The organism is Arenibacter troitsensis (assembly GCF_900177645.1).
Lineage (GTDB): Bacteria > Bacteroidota > Bacteroidia > Flavobacteriales > Flavobacteriaceae > Arenibacter > Arenibacter troitsensis.
On sequence record NZ_FXAO01000005.1, the window covers coordinates 345,742 to 365,462 of the forward strand.

Below are 19,721 nucleotides of genomic sequence, written 5' to 3' on the forward strand. Positions count from 1 at the left end.
GGTTCGCTTATTTAATTAAGTTCGATTCGATTCCTTCCAAAGAACCTTCCAACAACACCAGGTTGTTAGCGTTTAATATTTTGTAAGTGCTTAATTCTGAGTTAGTTATAACCTCAGAACGCTCTAAATTGCGTGAGGACAAATATACGTTATTATTTGAATCACCCAACACAATTAAGGATTTTTTATTCTCCAAGCCCAAAGACTTCAAAATTTGCTTAAAATCCTTTGTTTTTGGCGTTTCAAAATTAAAGTCCTCAACCACCATTATAGCATTGTCTTTTGACTTCAAAGTCAAGGCAGACCTTCTGGCCAAACGCTTAACATTTTTGTTCAATTTTTGCTTATAATCCTTTGGTCTTGGTCCAAAAATACGTCCACCACCTCTAAACACAGGAGACTTAATACTACCCGCACGAGCAGTACCTGTTCCCTTCTGTTTTTTGATCTTTCTTGTACTACCTGCTATTTCAGCACGCTCTTTGGATTTGTGCGTACCTTGTCTTTGGTGTGCCAAATATTGCTTAACATCCAAATAAACAGCATGATTGTTTGGTTCTATTGCGAATACAGCGTCCGAAAGCTCAACCTTTCTACCTGTTTCTTTTCCCTTTATATCTAAAACTGCTACCTTCATTACTTCTCAATAGTTACGTAAGCGTTCTTATGTCCAGGAACACAACCTTTTACCACTAAAAGGTTCTTTTCTGGAACAATTTTTAATACTCTTAGGTTCTGAACGGTAACCCTATCGCTACCCATTCTACCGGCCATTTTCATTCCCTTAAACACTCTTGCAGGATATGAAGCAGCACCAATGGAACCTGGAGCCCTTAACCTATTGTGCTGACCATGGGTTGATTGACCAACACCGCCGAAGCCGTGTCTTTTAACAACACCTTGAAAACCTTTACCTTTAGAGGTACCGATTACATCAACAAATTCTCCTTCCACAAAAAGATCAACTCCAAGAGTATCCCCTAATTTGTGCGCACCTTCTTCAAAATACCTGAATTCCATGACCTTTTTCTTAGGAGAAGCTCCTGCTTTTTTAAAGTGACCTGTAGCCGCTTTATTAGCACGTTTTTCTGCCTTGTCATCGAAACCAAGCTGAAGGGCATTGTACCCGTCCACCTCTTCGGTTCTGACTTGGGTAACTACGCATGGTCCAGCTTCGATTACTGTACATGGAATATTCTTTCCATTTTCATCGAAAATGCTGGTCATACCTATTTTTCTACCTATTAACCCAGACATATTTATAATTGATTATTAATTAATTACTATTTAAACTTTTTGACAAAAAAACAGGGTCAAAATATAATTCAACCCTGAATATATTTTTTTCCGTTTTTCCTTCGCGAAACGCTCGGGACATGTCTACCCTGAACTCCTTTCAGGGTCTGTCTCTTCTTTCACCAGATTCCGAAACAAGTTCGGAATGCAATTCATCTACGATTTTCAGTTCGCTATTGCTCCAGAAAACCAAGATTCACTACACCTTGATCTCTACCTCAACACCACTGGGAAGTTCCAACTTCATAAGGGCATCGATGGTTTTTGATGAAGAGCTGTATATATCCAATAGCCTTTTGTAAGAACTTAATTGGAACTGCTCTCTTGCTTTCTTATTTACGTGCGGTGAACGCAACACCGTAAATATTTTCTTATGTGTAGGCAAAGGAATTGGTCCAGTTACCACCGCACCTGTAGTCTTTACCGTTTTTACGATCTTCTCAGCAGATTTATCCACCAAGTTATGGTCGTACGACTTTAATTTTATTCTAATTTTTTGACTCATCTTAGTACGATTTAAGCTGTTAATCCTTTTGCTTTCTTGATCACCTCTTCTGAAATATTGGATGGGGTCTCAGCGTAATGTGAAAATTCCATCGTAGAAGTTGCCCTACCAGAAGACAAGGTTCTTAAAGAAGTTACATATCCGAACATCTCGGACAATGGCACCTCTCCTTTGATAACTTTGGAACCTGCCCTGTCATCCATATTGGTAACAGTTCCCCTTCTACGGTTCAAGTCACCTACTATATCACCCATGTTTTCCTCTGGAGTCAAAACCTCCAATTTCATGATAGGCTCCATAATTATAGCCCCAGCAGCTTTACCAGCAGCTTTATAACCCATTTTTGCAGCCAATTCAAAAGATAGTGCATCAGAATCCACAGGGTGGAAAGAACCATCCTTAAGAACCACTTTCATCCTATCCATTTCATATCCGGCCAATGGCCCGTTCTTCATAGCGGCAGCAAATCCTTTTTCAACAGGACCGATAAATTCTTTTGGAATACGACCACCTTTGATCTCATCAACAAACTGTAAACCAGTTCCAACAAAATCCTCATCAGCAGGTCCCATCTCAAAGACGATATCACCAAACTTACCGCGACCACCAGATTGTTTTTTATAAACCTCTCTATGCGCAGCAGTCTTGGTCAAAGCTTCCTTATACTCAACCTGAGGCTCACCTTGACTTACTTCAACCTTAAACTCACGTCTTAAACGGTCAACAATAATGTCCAAGTGAAGCTCACCCATACCGGAAATAATAGTTTGACCTGATGCTTCGTCTGTTTTTACCTGGAAAGTTGGATCCTCTTCAGCCAATTTAGCCAAAGCCATTCCCAACTTATCAACATCAGCTTTTGTTTTAGGCTCTACCGCGATACCGATAACCGGATCGGGGAAGTTCATACTCTCCAAAACAATTGGGTGTTTTTCATCAGACAAAGTATCCCCTGTCTTAATATCCTTAAATCCTACAGCCGCACCTATATCTCCAGCTTCAATATATTCCACTGCATTTTGCTTATTGGCATGCATCTGGTAAATTCTAGAGATACGCTCTTTGTTTCCTGAACGATTGTTCAACACATAAGAACCTGCATCCAACCTACCTGAATAAGCTCTAAAGAATGCCAAACGACCCACAAATGGATCGGTAGCAATCTTAAATGCCAAGGCTGCAAATGGCTCCTTAACACTAGGTTTCCTAGACTCAGGCTTCTCAGTATCAGGATTGGTACCTACAATAGCATCCTTATCCAATGGGGATGGCAAGTAACGACAAACGGCATCCAACAAAAATTGAACCCCTTTGTTTTTAAATGAAGAACCACAGATCATAGGTATGATACTCATATCCATAACAGCAGCCCTTAGAGCAGCGTGCACTTCATCTTCAGTTATGGAATCTTCATCTTCGAAGAATTTTTCCATCAAGTTTTCATCGTACTCGGCAACAGCTTCTATCAAAGCAGCCCTATATTCCTTTACCTCATCTTTCATGTCGGCCGGAATATCCACTACATCAAAAGTACCACCAAAGTTTTCCTCGTGCCATATAATTGCACGGTTCTTAACCAAATCAACTACACCCCTAAAATCAGCTTCGTCACCAATCGGCAATACAATAGGAACTGCATTGGATTTCAACATTTCCCTAACCTGCTTACACACATTAAGGAAGTTGGAACCTTGACGGTCCATTTTATTTACAAAGCCCATTCTTGGCACCTTGTAATTATCGGCCAACCTCCAGTTAGTTTCAGACTGGGGCTCTACGCCATCAACCGCACTAAACAGGAATACCAACCCGTCCAACACCCTTAGGGAACGGTTTACCTCAACGGTAAAATCAACGTGTCCCGGAGTATCTATAATATTAAAGTGATATGGCTTGGTTTCATCTGTAACTGCCCCATTTTTCATAGGGAAATTCCATTCACAAGTAGTAGCGGCAGAAGTAATGGTAATACCCCTTTCCTGCTCTTGCTCCATCCAGTCCATTGTAGCCGCACCATCGTGCACCTCACCTATTTTATGACTAACGCCCGTATAGAACAAAATCCTTTCGGTCGTAGTAGTTTTTCCAGCATCAATATGTGCTGCAATTCCAATATTTCTTGTATATTTTAAATCTCTTGCCATTTCTGCTTATTAAAATCTAAAGTGTGAGAATGCCTTATTGGCCTCAGCCATTTTATGAGTATCCACTCTTTTCTTAACAGCAGCACCTTCTTCTTTTGATGCAGCCAAAATTTCCCCTGCCAATTTTTGCGACATCGCCTTTTCGTTTCTCTTACGAGAATAACTAATAAGCCATTTCATTGCGGTTGAAATCTTTCTATCCGGCCTGATCTGCATAGGAATCTGAAAAGTAGCCCCTCCTACCCTTCTACTTCTTACCTCAACATGAGGCATAACATTGGACAATGCATCTTTCCATAGTTCCAATGCGGTTTTTTCTTCGTCTGTCTTTTTCTCTTCTACGATATCAATAGCATCGTAAAAAACTTTAAAGGCAACCGACTTTTTCCCATCCCACATCATCATGTTAACAAAACGGGTCACCAATTGGTCATTAAACCTTGGATCTGGTAAAAGTGGTCTCTTTTTTGCCTGCTTTTTTCTCATTTCTTCTTTTTGAGTTAATGGTCAATAGCCCTACATTAAAAGCAATTTGGCCTTTACTATATGACTTTCAACAAATTTTTACTTCTTAGGGCGTTTTGCTCCGTATTTAGATCTACGTTGTGTCCTTCCAGCAACACCTGCTGTATCCAAGGCACCTCTAACGATGTGATACCTAACTCCTGGCAAATCCTTTACCCTTCCGCCTCTTACTAATACTATCGAGTGCTCTTGCAAATTGTGACCCTCACCTGGTATGTAAGCATTTACTTCCTTTCCGTTGGTCAACCTAACCCTCGCAACTTTTCGCATTGCAGAGTTTGGTTTCTTAGGAGTGGTAGTATAAACACGTGTACATACACCTCTTCTTTGAGGACACGAATCCAAAGAAGCCGATTTACTCTTCTTAGTAATCGTGACTCTTCCTTTTCGTACTAATTGTGAAATTGTTGGCATACTATTTTTGTATAATAAAAACTTAACCCCTCTTTTAAGGGCTGGCAAATGTAGTAATTATTCACAATAATTCAAATCATGTGCTATTTATTTTTTATAATTTTTATTCGCAACATATTCAGTAACCTAGAATTAGATCCTTAGACACCCTTTTCTTACATCAAAAACAAACAAAAAACTAAACTTCGAGAAATTGAAGAATTGGAAACAAAAAGAACAATACACAAATAATAAGTGCGTCATAAATCGACATTTTTATAACAAATTCTCAGCTTAATCGATTAATCACCTAGAAAAGTTCAACGAACAAGACCATAAACACCTTTAAAATGTGATTATTGCGAAATTGTCAATATATTAACTTATTTTCTGAAAAAAAATCCTACAGACATATCAACTAATTGTTTTAAATGTAAAAATAACAGGGATGGTTGTGTTAAAAATCCCATAATATCTTCTTAATTAGCCTTTTTTAACATTTTTTTCCTATGCACGCATAAGAAATATGCCCAAAAAGTTGTTTTATTAACATTAAATTAGGAATTTTGCGGCTGCTAATTCAAATAATCATAAAATGAAAACAAAGTTAAATGGAATCCTAACGCTGTTTTTAGCGTTGATTGTGCAATTATCTTTTGCACAAGAAAAAACGATTTCAGGTACGGTAACAGACCAAGACGGTCTACCACTCCCTGGAGTTAACATCCTTGTTCAAGGGACAACGACTGGTACCCAATCTGATTTTGATGGACAATACACTATCAAGGCAGAGGCAGGTCAAGTTTTGGTGTTCTCCTATATAGGACAAAAAAATGCCAACATGACCGTTGGTGCCAGTAACACCATCAATGTTCAAATGCAAGAAGATGCCCAGGCACTGGAAGAAGTGGTAGTTACCGCTTTTGGTACTGGTGACAGAAACGCCAAAGCAACGGTTTATGCCAACCAGACTGTAAAATCGGAAGACTTGCTTTCTGTCCCTAACAAAAATGCTTTAGAAGCATTAAGGGGTAAAGCTGCTGGTGTAAACTTATCTACCGCTTCTGGTTCTGTGGGCTCATCTACCAGAATTGTATTAAGAGGTTCAGGTTCGCTTACCGGTAACAACAATGCTTTAATTGTTATTGATGGTGTGGCAATTGACAACACCTCTACTTCAGGAGGTGCTGGCGAATCCACAACTGGTTATTCCGATTTCGGTAACAGGTTCAATGACGTCAATCCTGACGATATAGCATCTGTAACCATTTTAAAAGGTCCTTCCGCAACTTCGCTTTATGGATCTCGTGGTGCATCGGGAGTTGTTCTTATTACCACCAAAACCGGTCAAGGTAAAAAGATGCAAGTCAATTACAATGGTTCAACCTCAATGGAAACGGCAATTATTGTTTTACAACGCCAAAATAAGTTTGGTCAAGGATATGACAACCTTCACCTTGATTCTGGAGAAAACTGGTCTTGGGGACCAGCAATGGATGGTGTTGTAAGACCATGGACTTCACCAATTGATTCCGATGGAGATGGGTCATTAGAAGCCTTGACTAGACCATATAGCCCGGTGCGCAATCAATTAAAGGACTTTTTTAACACTGGCTACACGGTAACCCAAAACATAAACCTATCCGGATCCAATGATGGCTTTACCTATTATGCCTCTTATGGTAATACAAAGCAAACGGGTATACTGGACAACACTTCTTACGACAGAAATAACATCACCTTTAACGCTTCCGCAAAGTTAAGCGAGAAATTAAAATCCGATTTCAAGGTTAGTTACGCCAGAGTTGATCAAAATACTGCTCAGGAAGGATCACGTGCTTTTGAAGGGAATAACGCCTATGCAATGGCGATTCAATCTCCAGTAAACATCCCTTTTACCGAATTGAGAGACTACACAAGTCCATTTCATGATCTTAACGGGTACTGGGGGTCTTATTCATCTGTAAACCCGTATTATATTTTAAATGAATATGGCAACGAGGCAGAGATCGACAACTTTTTAGCCAACGCCTCCTTAACCTATAATTTTTTGGATAACCTATCCATAACCGGACGCTTTGGTGGTAATATTGTAAATACCCAAACCGATGTATGGACACCAACGTATACAAGAGGTCAACAATTGGTTTGGACCGACAACTTAGAAATTACAACCCGAAATGGAAGACATAATTCTTTAGGAGAATACATTAACACCAACATTAAAGTTGAAAACCTTGATGCTACGGTATTGGTTAATTACGACGCTGAATTAAGTGAAAACCTAAAACTAACCGCCGCAGGAGGATATAATTTCTTCCAAAGAACCACTGACCGTCTCGTAGGAAGTACAGTAGGTGGCTTGGTAGTTCCAGGTACATACAATTTAGCCAATAGTAGTCAGCAGCCTACTTCAAGTTTGAACAGAACTAAATATAGAATTTTTGGGGTTTTAGGGAATGCAACACTTGGCTATAAAGATGCAGCCTTTCTAGAATTATCAGCTAGAAATGACTGGTCTTCTACGCTTCCATCAACAAACAACTCCTTTTTTTACGGAGCTGTTGGTGCTTCCGTTGTTGTAACAGATTTATTTAATATAGAAAATGACATTGTAAATTACGCCAAACTAAGAGGTAGTTACGGTACATCTGGAAAAGATGCCGATTTATATTTACTAAACTCTTATTTTGTGGGTAATCCAGAAATTGTGGATTTAGGTGATTACGCACTTACTTTACCAAAGAACGGCATCCCTGGTTTTACCATTGGAAACACTATCGGAAATCCAGGCCTAAAACCCGAATTAACAACTACTTACGAAGTTGGTCTTGATTTCGGATTCTTTAAAAACAGACTTAGCGGAGCCTATACCTATTATCATTCCAATCATGATGATCAGCTTGTTACCATAAGCCTTCCAAGATCTACAGGTTATACCCAAACGGTGAGCAACATTGGTAGAATGGAGAACAAAGGGCATGAACTTTCCCTAACCTTAAAACCAATTCTAGGTTTGGTTGATGGTCTAAATTTTGAGTTGTTTGGAGCCTATTCTACCAACGACAATAAAGTTGTTAACATTACAGATGATATAGACGAGTTAACAATTGGCACTTTTGGTTTTGCCGCAGGAACCACAGTTACCATGGTTGCAAAAGAAGGATTGCCATTTGGTTCTTTTAAAGGAAACGACTTTAAATACAATGATCAAGGAGAAGTTATTGTTGACGCCAATACTGGTTTTCCTGTATACCCTGATAACGATGTTATTTTAGGTAACAACCAGCCTGATTATTTACTGAATTTTGGGGCCAATCTTAATTACAAAGGATTTGGATTTAGAGTTTTGTTCGACAGAAAAAAAGGCGGACTATTTGCCTCCCAAACGAAGTACAATACCAATTTTAATGGTACCAACGTTAACACTACCGTATATAATAGGGAACCGTTTATTTTCCCAAATTCTGTTGTAGATAATGAAGATGGTACTTTTTCTGAAAATACCGTTCAAATTACAGAGCAAGATTATTTTACCAATTATGATGCTCCAGTTTCTACCCAATTAATTGATGCAAGCTTTTTAAAGTTAAGAGAGGTGGAACTGAGTTATACCTTTTCTAAGGACCTTCTAAAAGATACTTTCTTTACAAATGCTAGATTATCCTTATTTGGTAAAAACCTTAAGTATTGGTTACCTGATAGCAACAAATATGCTGATCCAGAAATTAATGGAATCAGTACTAGTTCAAGTGGTAGTGTTAGTACAACAGGCAATGCCCAAGGTATTGAAACAACCCAAACACCTTCTTCAAGAAGTGTAGGGCTTAACTTACAATTGTCATTTTAATAAAAAAATAATACGATGAAGAAAATAATTAATATATGTCTTATTCTATTATTAACACTAAGCTTTTCATGTACTGATAGTTTGGAAGAGGTTAATGTAGACCCGAACACTTTCCCATCCGCTGGAGACCCACAAGTTTTGAGCGCAGCCATTGCTTATATGGGATACATTGTTGATCAGGATTTGAATTACGAAGAATCCATGCTTTGGAGCCAATACTATACTTGGGGAATTGGAGTTTCAATTGGAAATGAAGAACGTTATGTTTCTGCTGGAGGTGATTTTAACGGCTACTGGCAACGTGCCTATGCCAACTGCCTAACCGATTTAAATTATATTACCAAAAATAGTAGTTCTGCAGCATATAGAGGTATTGCCAATGTATTAAAGGCCTATTTATTTCAAGGTTTGGTGGACCATTTTGGAGACATTCCATTTACTGAAGCCATTTCAGGCGCTATTGAGGATGGCTCAATTCTAACCCCAAATTCTGATTCGGCTGAGGCTGTTATATACCCTGGATTGGTCGCGATGTTGGATGAGGCCCTAAGTGATTTAGCACTAGCAGAAGATGATGTAGTTGGAGAAGATGATTTTATCTATCAGGGTGATGCCTCAAAATGGATAAAATTCGCCAATTCGTTAAAATTAAGAGTTTTAATGAGAACATCTGAAGTAAATGCACAAGGGTCGGCCGTTCAAGCCCTTATAAGCAATGGTACTTTTATTGAGACCGTTGATGATATGCCCTTCATTCCTTTTTCCGGAAGTACTGGTGATCAAAATCCAATGTTTGCAAGAGCAGAATTTGGTGTAGGTATGTTCTATTTTGCCAGTAATGCGTCATTAAATCTACTTGAATCACTAAATGACCCTAGAGCTGAAGTATTATATACCAAGGCCACAACCGGGACATTTGCCGGAAACTTGCGCGGTATAGATCAAGGAACCATAGATGACGAACCTTTCACGGCACCAGCATCTGATTATAGTATGGCTTCTGAATATGCTTACTCTGCTACAAATCCAGCCATTTTAATGAGCCCTTGGGAAGTTTGGTTCTTGAGAGCAGAGGCCGATGCAAGATACAATACCAGTGACGATGCCGAAACAGCATTTACTACTGCCATTGAATTGAACTTTGACTACATGGAAGTTGATGACGCCGCTTCTTATATAAGCTCATTAAATTTTGCCGGAGCTACCACTTTAGATGATAAACTTGATCTAATAGGTATACAAAAATGGATTTCTTTAAATGGGACGCAAGAAGACGAGGGATGGATTGAAACTAGAAGGTTTGACAGGCCTGCAAGTAGGATTTTTACGGATGGAATTTTTCAAACTCCACCATTATCTGTTTTACCAAGTGGATCATTTCCTGCCGCATGGTTATACCCTGAATCTGAAAGAAGTTTAAATCCAAATGCTTTGCCACAAAGACAGATTACAGATGCCATATTTTGGGATAATTAAAAAAATAAAAAGATGAAAAAATATAAATTAATAGTATGTACGTTTTCAATCCTAGGATTGATGTTAACCAGTTGTGACCCTAGTGTAGAAGCACCAGGCTCATCAGACGTTTCAGTAGTTACCTACCTACCTACGATTACCTTGGAAGGTGGTGACGTTACATTGGAATGTGACGCAAGTTCCTACTCAGATCCAGGAGCCGTAGCTTCTGCCGGAGGAGAAGAAATTGAATTAGAAACAAAAGTAAGCGGAAAATATTTTGGAGCTACTTCAGTAGTTGATGGTCCTGATGTTTATCAGGTGTCCTATAGCGCCTTTAATACCGATGACATTCCTGCCACTGAATTTAGGACCGTTTTGTATCCTGAATGTAATGGTGATTTAGTGACCAGTATTGCTGGAATGTATACAGCTTCCGTTTCAAGAGATGGAAGTTCTCCTGCCGGTTACCAAGATAATGGTCCGTTTATTATTAAGGACTTGGGCGATGATCGATATGCTATATCTGATGCACAAGGTGGTTGGTACGAATACGGAAGAGGACTAGGTGTTTCTTATGCAACTCCAGGTTTGGTTCTTAAAGCCAATAATATTGCAACAAATGATTTCACTAGCGAAGGGCCCGTTTCTACCAATACATTTGGTGGATCAAATACTTTTGTGAGCTTAATCGTAAACCCTGTGGCCAAGACGCTTACACTTACTGTTTATTGGGATTTTGATTACACATTTGAAACGGTCTTTACCCAAACTGATACTTATTTTAATTAAAAACTTGAAGAAAATGAACTATAATATAATATTAAAAAAACTAAGCTACTTGTTTCTAAGTTTTGCTTTGGTAACTTCATTTGTATCTTGTGATAAAGTTGAATCAATGCCCGATGAGAGTGATATCCTAATTAGCGAAGTTACTGGGACATGGGTTGTTGATATGATTTATGACGGTGATCCAGCTGGCACCAATACTATCAGTATTTACAATACCTCTGCCAATGATACGCAGTTTATGTGGTTGGATGATCAGGAGCACAGCTGGGGTCTAAAAGCAAAAGTTCCATTGAACCTTGATGCTTTGACATTTGGCGGTACAGATTTGGAAGAACTGTATTACGATGTAACCGTAACTATCACCGATGGTAAAATTGTAAAAGGAGGTGCTACAACACCAAGTGGTGATGTTGTAGACAGCATTTCTTTTAAGGCTGAATTTTCGGATATTCCAGGTGAAATTTGGGAATATTCTGGATATAAAAGCACGGCTAAAATTAACGATCTACCTTAACACTTTAGGTCGAAATAATTACCATAAACCACCCTTAATCGGGTGGTTTTTTATTTACCTTTACCCCATGAAGAACACCGAACAAATTTATGGCATTAGAGCCGTTATAGAAGCTATAAAATCCAATGAGCCTATAGACAAGGTCTTTATACAAAAAGGCCTAAAGGGAGATTTGTCCAGGGATATGGAAACACTGATCCGAAAAAACGGCATAACGGCCTCCTATGTGCCTATTGAAAAATTAAACCGACTTACCAAGAATAACCATCAAGGCGTTGTAGCCAATATATCCCCGATTACCTTTTTAACCGTGGAAGAACTGGTTGAAAAAACCTTGGAGACCAAGACCACTCCCCTTTTCCTGTTGTTGGACCAGCTCTCGGATGTTCGGAATTTTGGGGCAATCATAAGAACGGCCGAATGTACTGGAGTGGACGGGATCATAATTCAGAAAAAAGGAGCTGCCCCGGTTACCGCAGACACCATTAAAACATCTGCCGGAGCCGCTTTTAGAGTACCGATAGCCAAAATAGACCACATAAAAGATGCCGTTTATTACCTACAGGCATCAGGCATTAAAGTTATTGCCGCCACCGAAAAAACAGAAAACACCATTTATGAAGTTTCCTTTAAGGAACCCTGTGCCATAATCATGGGATCGGAAGATGTGGGTATCTCCCCATCCATCCTAAAGGCCGCGGACCATATGGCAAAGCTTCCCTTGTTAGGAGAGATAGGATCCCTTAATGTCTCGGTAGCTTGTGGAGTTTTCCTTTACGAAGCAGTAAGGCAACGTCAAGAGTTGTAGAAAAAACCCATCATGACATCATAGCTTTAAGAGTTATTCCAAATTCCAAAGGGACTGAACCCTAAAACGTTCAATTCCATTCTTGGCTGGAATTACTCTGCCTAGTCTATTGATCTTCCCTTCCTTCCCCTGAATCCTTTTTATAATGATACTTTATTATGATATCCCCATTCTCTTCCGAAGGTCTGCTATCAATAAAATTCCCGTGTTCATCAAAATGTTTTAAGAATTCATCCTCTTCTTCATTATAATCCTCCTTCTCCCAATCATATTTTTTCAATTTGGGTAGTGGCGCCTTCATAACAAAGGCCAAAAATATACCCGTGAGAAATCCACCCAAATGACCTTCCCAAGAAATACCATCCTCAACCGGGAAAATATACCACAGTAAACTACCGTAAATAAAAACTACCATCAGGGATAAGGCAACCAAGCGGTAATGCTTGGATAAAATACCTTTAAAAAAAATAAAACTCACTAGTACATATATCAATCCACTGACTCCAATATGATAGGATGGTCTTCCTATAAGCCAGGTTATAGCACCCGATAAAAGAATGCCCCACAACAATACTTTAATGGCTATATTCCTATAGAAATAAGCAAGGGATGCGGAAAGTATGGCAATTGGAATGGTATTGTTATATAGGTGTTCTACGGACGAATGTATAAACGGACTAAAGACAATTCCCCTTAATCCCTCCAAAGTTCTAGGATAAATACCAAAATCGTTAAAATTGACCTGAAACCGAATTTCAAACCAATAAACGGTCCAGATAGAGAGTACCGCCAACAAAGGTAATACCACTACTGAATTGGAAAATTTAAAATAGTTGCTTTCTGTCATATCCGAAATATAAAACTTAATTCAATATTCTGGCCAAGATTCCTTTTTCGGATAAATTGTCATCCCTTTAAATGTCTTATTTTTGTCCTATGAACGAGCCACTAGCAGAAAGGGTACGCCCCAAAACTTTGGAGGATTATATAAGCCAAAATCATTTGGTGGGAGAAAATGGGTCATTGACCCATCAAATAAAAAAAGGAATCCTACCATCATTGATACTATGGGGGCCTCCAGGAACAGGAAAAACCACCTTGGCCAATATTATTGCCCAAGAAAGTGGCCGTCCTTTCTATACCTTGAGTGCCATTAGCAGTGGCGTAAAGGATGTTCGGGAAGTTATAGAAAAGGCCAAGCAAAGTGGCGGCTTGTTCACGACCAAAAATCCTATACTTTTTATTGATGAAATCCATCGCTTTAGCAAATCGCAGCAGGATTCCCTGTTAGGGGCCGTGGAAAAAGGATGGGTCACCCTAATAGGTGCCACCACGGAAAACCCCAGCTTCGAGGTAATTCCGGCACTTCTTTCCCGCTGTCAGGTATATATTCTAAATCCCTTTGGAAAAGAAGATCTTGAAGCCATGCTTCAAAGGGCTATGGAAGAGGACAAGTATTTAAAAACCAAAAAAATAAAACTCAAGGAAACCGAAGCGCTACTGCGTCTCTCTGGGGGTGATGGAAGAAAATTGTTAAACATCTTTGAGCTTATCATCAATTCGGAAGAAACGGATACCGTCACCATTACGGATAACCTGGTATTGAGTAAAATTCAGAAGAACACAGTTCTTTATGATAAAACCGGCGAGCAACATTACGACATTATCTCTGCTTTTATAAAATCGATAAGGGGAAGCGACCCCAATGCAGCCGTATATTGGTTGGCCAGGATGATCGAAGGCGGAGAGGATGTGAAGTTTATTGCTAGACGCCTACTTATTCTCGCCTCGGAAGACATTGGCAATGCCAACCCTACGGCCCTGGTCATGGCGAATACTACTTTTCAGGCCGTTACAACCATAGGATATCCCGAAGCTAGGATTATATTGAGTCAGTGCGTTATCTATTTGGCCACCTCAGCAAAGAGCAATGCCAGTTATATGGCCATCAACAAGGCCCAGCAAACCGTAAAACAAACAGGGGACCTATCCGTACCCTTGGCATTGCGCAACGCTCCTACCAAACTAATGAAAGACCTAGGTTACGGGGAAGATTATAAATATGCCCATGACTACGAAAATAATTTTGTAGCCGAAGAATTTATGCCCAAGGAAGTAGCCAAAACCAGTTTTTACCGTCCTGGCAATAATCAACGGGAAAATGCCATCAAAGATTTCCTGAAAAAGCGATGGAAAGATAAATATGACTTCTAATTAAGCAACAAATATCGAAGTTCACTTAGAATTTAATATTCAATTCCTGCCCCATTAATTTATCGCCTTCATAATACTCAAAATACCACTTGTCGGCTTTTTTCAAAACCACACCACTATGCACATCCCCTTCGGCAATATAGAAATTGGCCTGGGAGGTAGCATACATCCTCAATGTTATTTTAGGTGTGCTGTCTACCAATTGAAAACCGTTTGCAATTGCCTGTGCATATAACACCCCAGAATCCTCTGTCTTATAATCCACATCCGGTAATGCCAAGGTAGGCATATTTTCGGCCTTGGCAATATTGGACTGAACCGGTTCCATATTTTTATAGGACTGCTCCTGCAGGGTAGCTTTTTGCTGAACTACAGGGTTAGGTATATTTTGATTTGGCGCTACACTGGATTTCTCTTCAATTCTTTTAACATCATTTTTAAAGCTTACCGTCGCCTGATCGGTATCCCCGCTAGGTTCATATTTGTACCCGAGCCCTGACAAAGATTTAAAACATTCCTTTATTGCCTCGGAATAGGCGGATTTGTAGTCCTTCTCCTTGCTACTGCCTTCTACGGTAGTGTAGACCACATTGGACTGACAATCCTTAAGGGTCAGGGTTACCTTTGTTGTAAACATGGACGAGTCATCCTTAAGATTCAAAAGCAGCCCAAGACATCTGTTGGCCAACAGATCCGCGGGCATATCATTGTCATAAACGGCTGTAAAGCCATTTTCAACAAGATTATATTTGATCATTGTACTGGTCTGATACTGATTTTCATGTTTAAAGGTTTCAAATTTGGTAGGGACTATAATGTACTTGTATTTGTTTAATTCCGCTTGTGACATTCCCAATAGGCCACACATTAAAATAAGGGGTAAAAAAAAGTTTTTCATCATTTTAAATTTCATAGTTAATCTTTACAATGTCTACCTGTGTTCCTTGATTTTTTTTCCACAAATAAAGGTACCATAAATCTTTTGTGATCCATTCACGGGCACATTTTATTGACATAAATAATAATGAAGGCAAAAACCAAACCAATTTGGCTTATAAAAATTAAAAGCCCCAAATTTAAGTCCTTACAAAGGAACAGTTAAATTCTTTATTGTTAGCTGTAATTGTTCCAATATTATTTCTTCCCCCAAGATATAATATTTAATCCTAACTGAAAAGAGGAGTAATGACTATCCGCCAGGTTACCATAGGCCAATAGATTGTCCGCCATAACATAGATATTTACCGGGCCGGCCTGTAGATTAAGTCCTAGTCCAATATTGCTCCAGGAAAACTTATCTACGGTATAGGTTGTTTTTATCGCCATTGCCCTTCCAAATCTTCGTAAATAAAAGGCTGTAAGGGCAGCTTGTGGCCCTCTGGGCCTATTAATCATATACAACTGACCACCCACACCATTGGCGTATTTGGTGTAGTCCTTCCGTTTGGACACTATATAATTACAGTCGCAATCCATACTCGGATTAGAGGGTTCTCCCCAATTATAACGTAAGGAACCATACAGTTTGGTAGGCCTAAAATAAATATAATTCTTATCATTGGTGCCGTGCGGGACCAAGGCATCTACCTCATCCACCAGATCTTGCCAAAAATCGGCATTGGAATTTGAAAATGCATCCGGCAGAATAACTTCTATTCCTTCCACGGTGGCATTGCCCTTTATGGTATAGTTCTTAACGTCGGTGGAACTATATACGAAGCCCAAATCCAACAAACTTCCGGTAATTACGGTTTGTTTGTTAAGTTTATAAGTAAATCCTAGGTCGATACCAAATCCCAGATCTCCTCCAAAAAAAAGTCTTCTGGTCAAGATACCAGGTAAAAGGGAACTATCATTATCCAAGGCGTCCTCAATCTCATTAAGCCCGGAGGACCTTAATTCCAGATCGGCATCCAAGGTATTGGCCAGGAGGTTGTTTTGCCCCTCATTGGTTACAAAATATCCTTTGTTTTTGGTAGATGAAAAATTGAAGGCACTGGAGTAAATTTTTGCTCTTCCGCCAATCGTCAGGGCTCCATCCACTCTTTTATTCAATCCGAAATGAAACACATTGAGCATTTCCCCGCGTGTTTTTAAATGCCCGAGATCAAATTTTCTTCCCAATTGATTGGCATTGCCCTCAAAAGCCAAGATGGCATAATCCTTAAACCAATAGCCAATGGCATCACCTTCATTGTAAATCCCGAAAGAATAGAAATTATCCCGATTACGACCACGAAAACCACCACTTAACAATTCTACCTGATAAGTACCGCTAAGCTCATCACGGGTACTCATACCATATATGGCCCGTTCCCTTACCTTGACATTAAAATCCACTCCATCGTCCGCAAACAGATCGTTTACAGTAAGCCCACTACTCCCGGCCTGCAATGAAATTCCTGACAATACCGGGATTCCGGTATACCATTGAAAGTCTGTGGACATTCCCGGATTAATCATTAAGGCTTGGGGAATCTCTGTAAAATCGTACAGTATTTGTTTGTTCTGGGCAGTAATAAAGAAACAGCCCAGCAACCAGGATAATAAGACGAGTTTAACTTGTCTCATTTTAAACGAAGTCTGAATTGTCCGCTGGACCTAAAAATAATTTTAGGGTCCGGGAGATTGGATACACTACTATTATCACCTAAATTTCGAACACTGACATTTATACTGGAGGTGTTTTTTATAATTTCTATGCTGCGACCAGTACCATAAGCCACCTGCAACTGCACTAGGGGCGTCGGGGCCGGATCTATATGAAAATATTGGGTGTCCAGGGTATTCCCTCCTTCATCCAAAAATTCAACCGTGGCCTCCATTTCCTTACTGGTAGTATTCTCAATTTCATAAAATACAAAGCCATCCAAAACCCGATCCGAGAAAGCATCCACACTAAAACCATCAAAATTAAAATTTTGGGAATAAAAATCCTGTCCGGGAATTTCATTTAGCAATCTTTCGGGCGATTCAATATACAATATACTGGCCTCTACTGTAGGGATAATTTCCAAATCATCATATTGGTCGAAGTTTTGCCTTTCTATACAAGAATATAGTGCAAGCAAAATAATAAAGGAAAACAATATACTATTTCTCATACCAATCCTTACAAGAACAACTACCGGTACCGTGTTGTTATAGTGTTACTACAAACTATAACTCTATAAATAAGATTTTATTTCACTCAAATCGTGAATCATGTCGCAATATTCGTGCTTTGGTTCATTATTGGCGTTGAAATGCAGGGTATGCAGCCCTACCGACCTTGCCCCCATAATATCTGCCTCCAAACTATCACCGATCATGAGGGATTTATGGGGCTGCACTTTAGCCTTTTCAAGTGCCAACCTAAAGATGATTGGGTTTGGCTTTTTTACCCCGGCCATTTCGGAATTAATTATATGCTCAAAATAATTATGAATATTGGAACTGCGTAATTTCTTATGCTGTATTTCCTGAAAACCATTGGTGATGATATGTAATTTATAATGGGGTTTCAAATAGTCCAAAACCTCCGTTGCATTGGGAAAAAGGTGGTTGTAGGAAGATAAATGCTCAATATATTGATCGGATAGAACATCTATCAATTCATTGGATATGGAATAGCCAAGCTTATCAAAGGTAATTTTCAACCTTTGGAACCTGAGATCACTTTTGGATATTTTTCCTTCCCTATAAAGCTTCCAAAATTCAAAATTTATGGGAATATATACCCTTAAAAAATCGTTGAGTTCGACATTGACGGAGTTCTCCGCGAGAATTTTTTGAAATGTAAGGGCAGAGTTTTTTTCAAAATCCCATAGGGTATGGTCCAGATCAAAAAAAACATCCGTAACAAGGTTCTTAAACATTTACACGTTTTAAAATACTACTATATAATTTCTTCCAATTCAATTTACTTTCGCCTCCAATTAATTCATTTGAAAAAACGGTTATAAATTTCCCATTTACCTTTTTAGTTTCCAAATAAAGTCTTTCCACAGCAGAAAATGCCTCCGTCCTATTCCTGTATTTCAACAAACCGTAATCGTGCACCGCAAAAGGATGTATCTTAATTGGTTGCTGAACTTCCAAGGGGATATCATAAAAATAAAAAGGGGTACAGGTACCCGCCCTAAATCCAATTTCATGGGTATACCCCATGGTATAATCGTCCGTAAAACCGGCTTCGATCAAATTCCTATATGTTTCGGGAATGTCCACCCTGTTATACCGCATACGGGAACTACTCACAGGTCTGTTGATTACATTGGAAAGATTTTTTTTCTCTTCCTTAAGCAAGCCTATATCATTAAAGGAGCTGTAGGAACAGGACAAAGAAACCTTGTCATAGTCCGCAACAGATTTAATTAAGTGCTTAAATTTGTTATTGTTAGGGGATACATTTTTATCATAAGTGGAATATTCCGCGAACTGAAAAAAGAACATCCCCTTTACCTTATTATTCCTGTGTAATTCTATAAGCTCAAAAAAATTGTCATAGGGATCTTTCTTTAAATTGAACCATACCGAAACCCTATCAAAAACCCTACGAATCTTAAGAGAGGCCAGATCGTAAAAAAATCCTGACATACCACGGACAAAGCCTCTATATGCAAAACAATGGGAACTGGAAACATCTATGATAGAGGTATAATTATAATGTCTTGGCTTGTGTTTAAGGTCCTTGAATTTATCCTTTAGCGCGGACAATAACTTTTGGGCCCAAATATCCACTAAGGGCTTTTCCAGAAAATCATTTTGAAAAGCCAAACTGTCCTTGGGCGAAAATCTGCCATGCATGTCCTTAACGTGGGGCAAATACTCTTCATACCTACTCAACATATAAAAACTAGCGGAAAAAATATCGAAAGGGAGATTGCTTCTATCTCCAGCAGCAAAAAAACAAGGTGTACCCTGCCAATCGGCCAAATAGATCTGTATGTCGTTAATTCCCTGTTCAAACAACAGGTCGTTGCTCCGTACAAAAAATTCATTCTGCAACGGTTGTTTGGTGTAGGTTATCTTTGGCCCGGTATGCTTAATAAAATCCTCAACTTTAGTGGTATAGGTAACCTCTATCCCCAAAATAGTAGTAAAAATATGCCGCATAATATAACTGAAGCGATGGGTAATTTTATGGGTATAGATGAGCAACATAACTATTTACTTAGCACTTTTAAAAAAGACATATATTTTATTCGATCATGGAATTCTCTGTACAAGACCATAGATAACAA

The 19,721-nt window shown here is 39.1% G+C and carries 18 protein-coding genes; 6 read left to right on the plus strand and 12 right to left on the minus strand.

The annotated features are described in order from the left end of the window. Nucleotides 1–7 precede the first annotated feature (7 nt). From rplD to rpsL, 6 genes are all read right to left on the minus strand, one after another. On the minus strand, nt 8–637 hold the full coding sequence (gene rplD / locus B9Y87_RS13445; protein WP_072865352.1) for a 50S ribosomal protein L4: 630 nt from the start codon (nt 635–637) through the stop codon (nt 8–10). Next, nucleotides 637–1,257 carry a 50S ribosomal protein L3 gene (rplC, locus tag B9Y87_RS13450; protein ID WP_031445115.1) on the minus strand — a complete coding sequence of 207 codons (621 nt, stop codon included), beginning with the start codon at nt 1,255–1,257 and terminating at the stop codon, nt 637–639. Before rplC ends, rplD begins: the two co-directional genes overlap by 1 nt. A 238-nt stretch (nt 1,258–1,495) precedes the next feature. After that, entirely contained in the window at nt 1,496–1,801 is a 306-nt protein-coding gene (gene rpsJ, locus B9Y87_RS13455) for a 30S ribosomal protein S10 (RefSeq protein ID WP_010230113.1), read from the minus strand. Between the two features lie 11 nt (nt 1,802–1,812). Beyond that, nucleotides 1,813–3,945: an elongation factor G gene (fusA, locus tag B9Y87_RS13460; protein ID WP_085499488.1), complete on the minus strand. Its 2,133-nt coding sequence runs from the start codon at nt 3,943–3,945 to the stop codon at nt 1,813–1,815. 9 nt (nt 3,946–3,954) lie between these two features. Continuing rightward, complete coding sequence (rpsG, locus tag B9Y87_RS13465; protein ID WP_072865355.1) at nt 3,955–4,431, minus strand: 30S ribosomal protein S7; 477 nt, start codon at nt 4,429–4,431, stop codon at nt 3,955–3,957. A 78-nt stretch (nt 4,432–4,509) separates the two neighbouring features. Further along, nucleotides 4,510–4,884, minus strand: coding sequence for a 30S ribosomal protein S12 (rpsL, locus tag B9Y87_RS13470; RefSeq protein ID WP_085499615.1), 375 nt, complete (start codon nt 4,882–4,884; stop codon nt 4,510–4,512). A gap of 574 nt (nt 4,885–5,458) precedes the next feature. Here rpsL and B9Y87_RS13475 point away from each other — a divergent pair. The 5 genes from B9Y87_RS13475 (at nt 5,459) to rlmB (ending at nt 12,282) form a co-directional block, all read left to right on the plus strand. Next, nucleotides 5,459–8,713, plus strand: coding sequence for a SusC/RagA family TonB-linked outer membrane protein (locus tag B9Y87_RS13475; protein ID WP_085499489.1), 3,255 nt, complete (start codon nt 5,459–5,461; stop codon nt 8,711–8,713). Between the two features lie 15 nt (nt 8,714–8,728). After that, the gene (locus B9Y87_RS13480) at nt 8,729–10,189 is read left to right on the plus strand and encodes a SusD/RagB family nutrient-binding outer membrane lipoprotein (RefSeq protein WP_085499490.1); all 1,461 of its coding nucleotides are present in this window, start codon (nt 8,729–8,731) and stop codon (nt 10,187–10,189) included. 12 nt (nt 10,190–10,201) lie between these two features. Beyond that, entirely contained in the window at nt 10,202–10,960 is a 759-nt protein-coding gene (locus tag B9Y87_RS13485) for a hypothetical protein (RefSeq protein WP_085499491.1), read from the plus strand. Between the two features lie 13 nt (nt 10,961–10,973). Then, nucleotides 10,974–11,474: a lipid-binding protein gene (locus B9Y87_RS13490; RefSeq protein ID WP_085499492.1), complete on the plus strand. Its 501-nt coding sequence runs from the start codon at nt 10,974–10,976 to the stop codon at nt 11,472–11,474. A gap of 67 nt (nt 11,475–11,541) precedes the next feature. Beyond that, the gene (gene rlmB, locus B9Y87_RS13495) at nt 11,542–12,282 is read left to right on the plus strand and encodes a 23S rRNA (guanosine(2251)-2'-O)-methyltransferase RlmB (RefSeq protein ID WP_085499493.1); all 741 of its coding nucleotides are present in this window, start codon (nt 11,542–11,544) and stop codon (nt 12,280–12,282) included. Between the two features lie 106 nt (nt 12,283–12,388). Here rlmB and B9Y87_RS13500 read toward each other — a convergent pair whose 3' ends face one another. Beyond that, the gene (locus B9Y87_RS13500) at nt 12,389–13,129 is read right to left on the minus strand and encodes a rhomboid family intramembrane serine protease (RefSeq protein ID WP_085499494.1); all 741 of its coding nucleotides are present in this window, start codon (nt 13,127–13,129) and stop codon (nt 12,389–12,391) included. 89 nt (nt 13,130–13,218) lie between these two features. Here B9Y87_RS13500 and B9Y87_RS13505 point away from each other — a divergent pair, with 89 nt between their 5' ends. Further along, nucleotides 13,219–14,496, plus strand: coding sequence for a replication-associated recombination protein A (locus B9Y87_RS13505; RefSeq protein WP_085499495.1), 1,278 nt, complete (start codon nt 13,219–13,221; stop codon nt 14,494–14,496). Nucleotides 14,497–14,521: 25 nt separating this feature from the next. Here the strand turns inward: B9Y87_RS13505 and B9Y87_RS13510 are convergent, their stop codons facing one another. From B9Y87_RS13510 to B9Y87_RS13530, 5 genes are all read right to left on the minus strand, one after another. Continuing rightward, a complete protein-coding gene (locus B9Y87_RS13510) occupies nt 14,522–15,409 on the minus strand; it encodes a hypothetical protein (RefSeq protein ID WP_085499496.1) in 888 nt (295 codons plus the stop codon). A gap of 221 nt (nt 15,410–15,630) precedes the next feature. Next, entirely contained in the window at nt 15,631–17,067 is a 1,437-nt protein-coding gene (locus B9Y87_RS13515; protein WP_085499497.1) for a DUF5723 family protein, read from the minus strand. Then, entirely contained in the window at nt 17,064–17,600 is a 537-nt protein-coding gene (locus tag B9Y87_RS13520; protein WP_085499498.1) for a hypothetical protein, read from the minus strand. The genes B9Y87_RS13515 and B9Y87_RS13520 overlap by 4 nt, the downstream gene beginning before the upstream one ends. Nucleotides 17,601–17,663: 63 nt before the next feature. Next, nucleotides 17,664–18,353: a YjjG family noncanonical pyrimidine nucleotidase gene (locus tag B9Y87_RS13525; RefSeq protein WP_085499499.1), complete on the minus strand. Its 690-nt coding sequence runs from the start codon at nt 18,351–18,353 to the stop codon at nt 17,664–17,666. Beyond that, the gene (locus tag B9Y87_RS13530; RefSeq protein ID WP_085499500.1) at nt 18,346–19,641 is read right to left on the minus strand and encodes a polysaccharide deacetylase family protein; all 1,296 of its coding nucleotides are present in this window, start codon (nt 19,639–19,641) and stop codon (nt 18,346–18,348) included. The genes B9Y87_RS13525 and B9Y87_RS13530 overlap by 8 nt, the downstream gene beginning before the upstream one ends. Nucleotides 19,642–19,721: the final 80 nt, after the last annotated feature.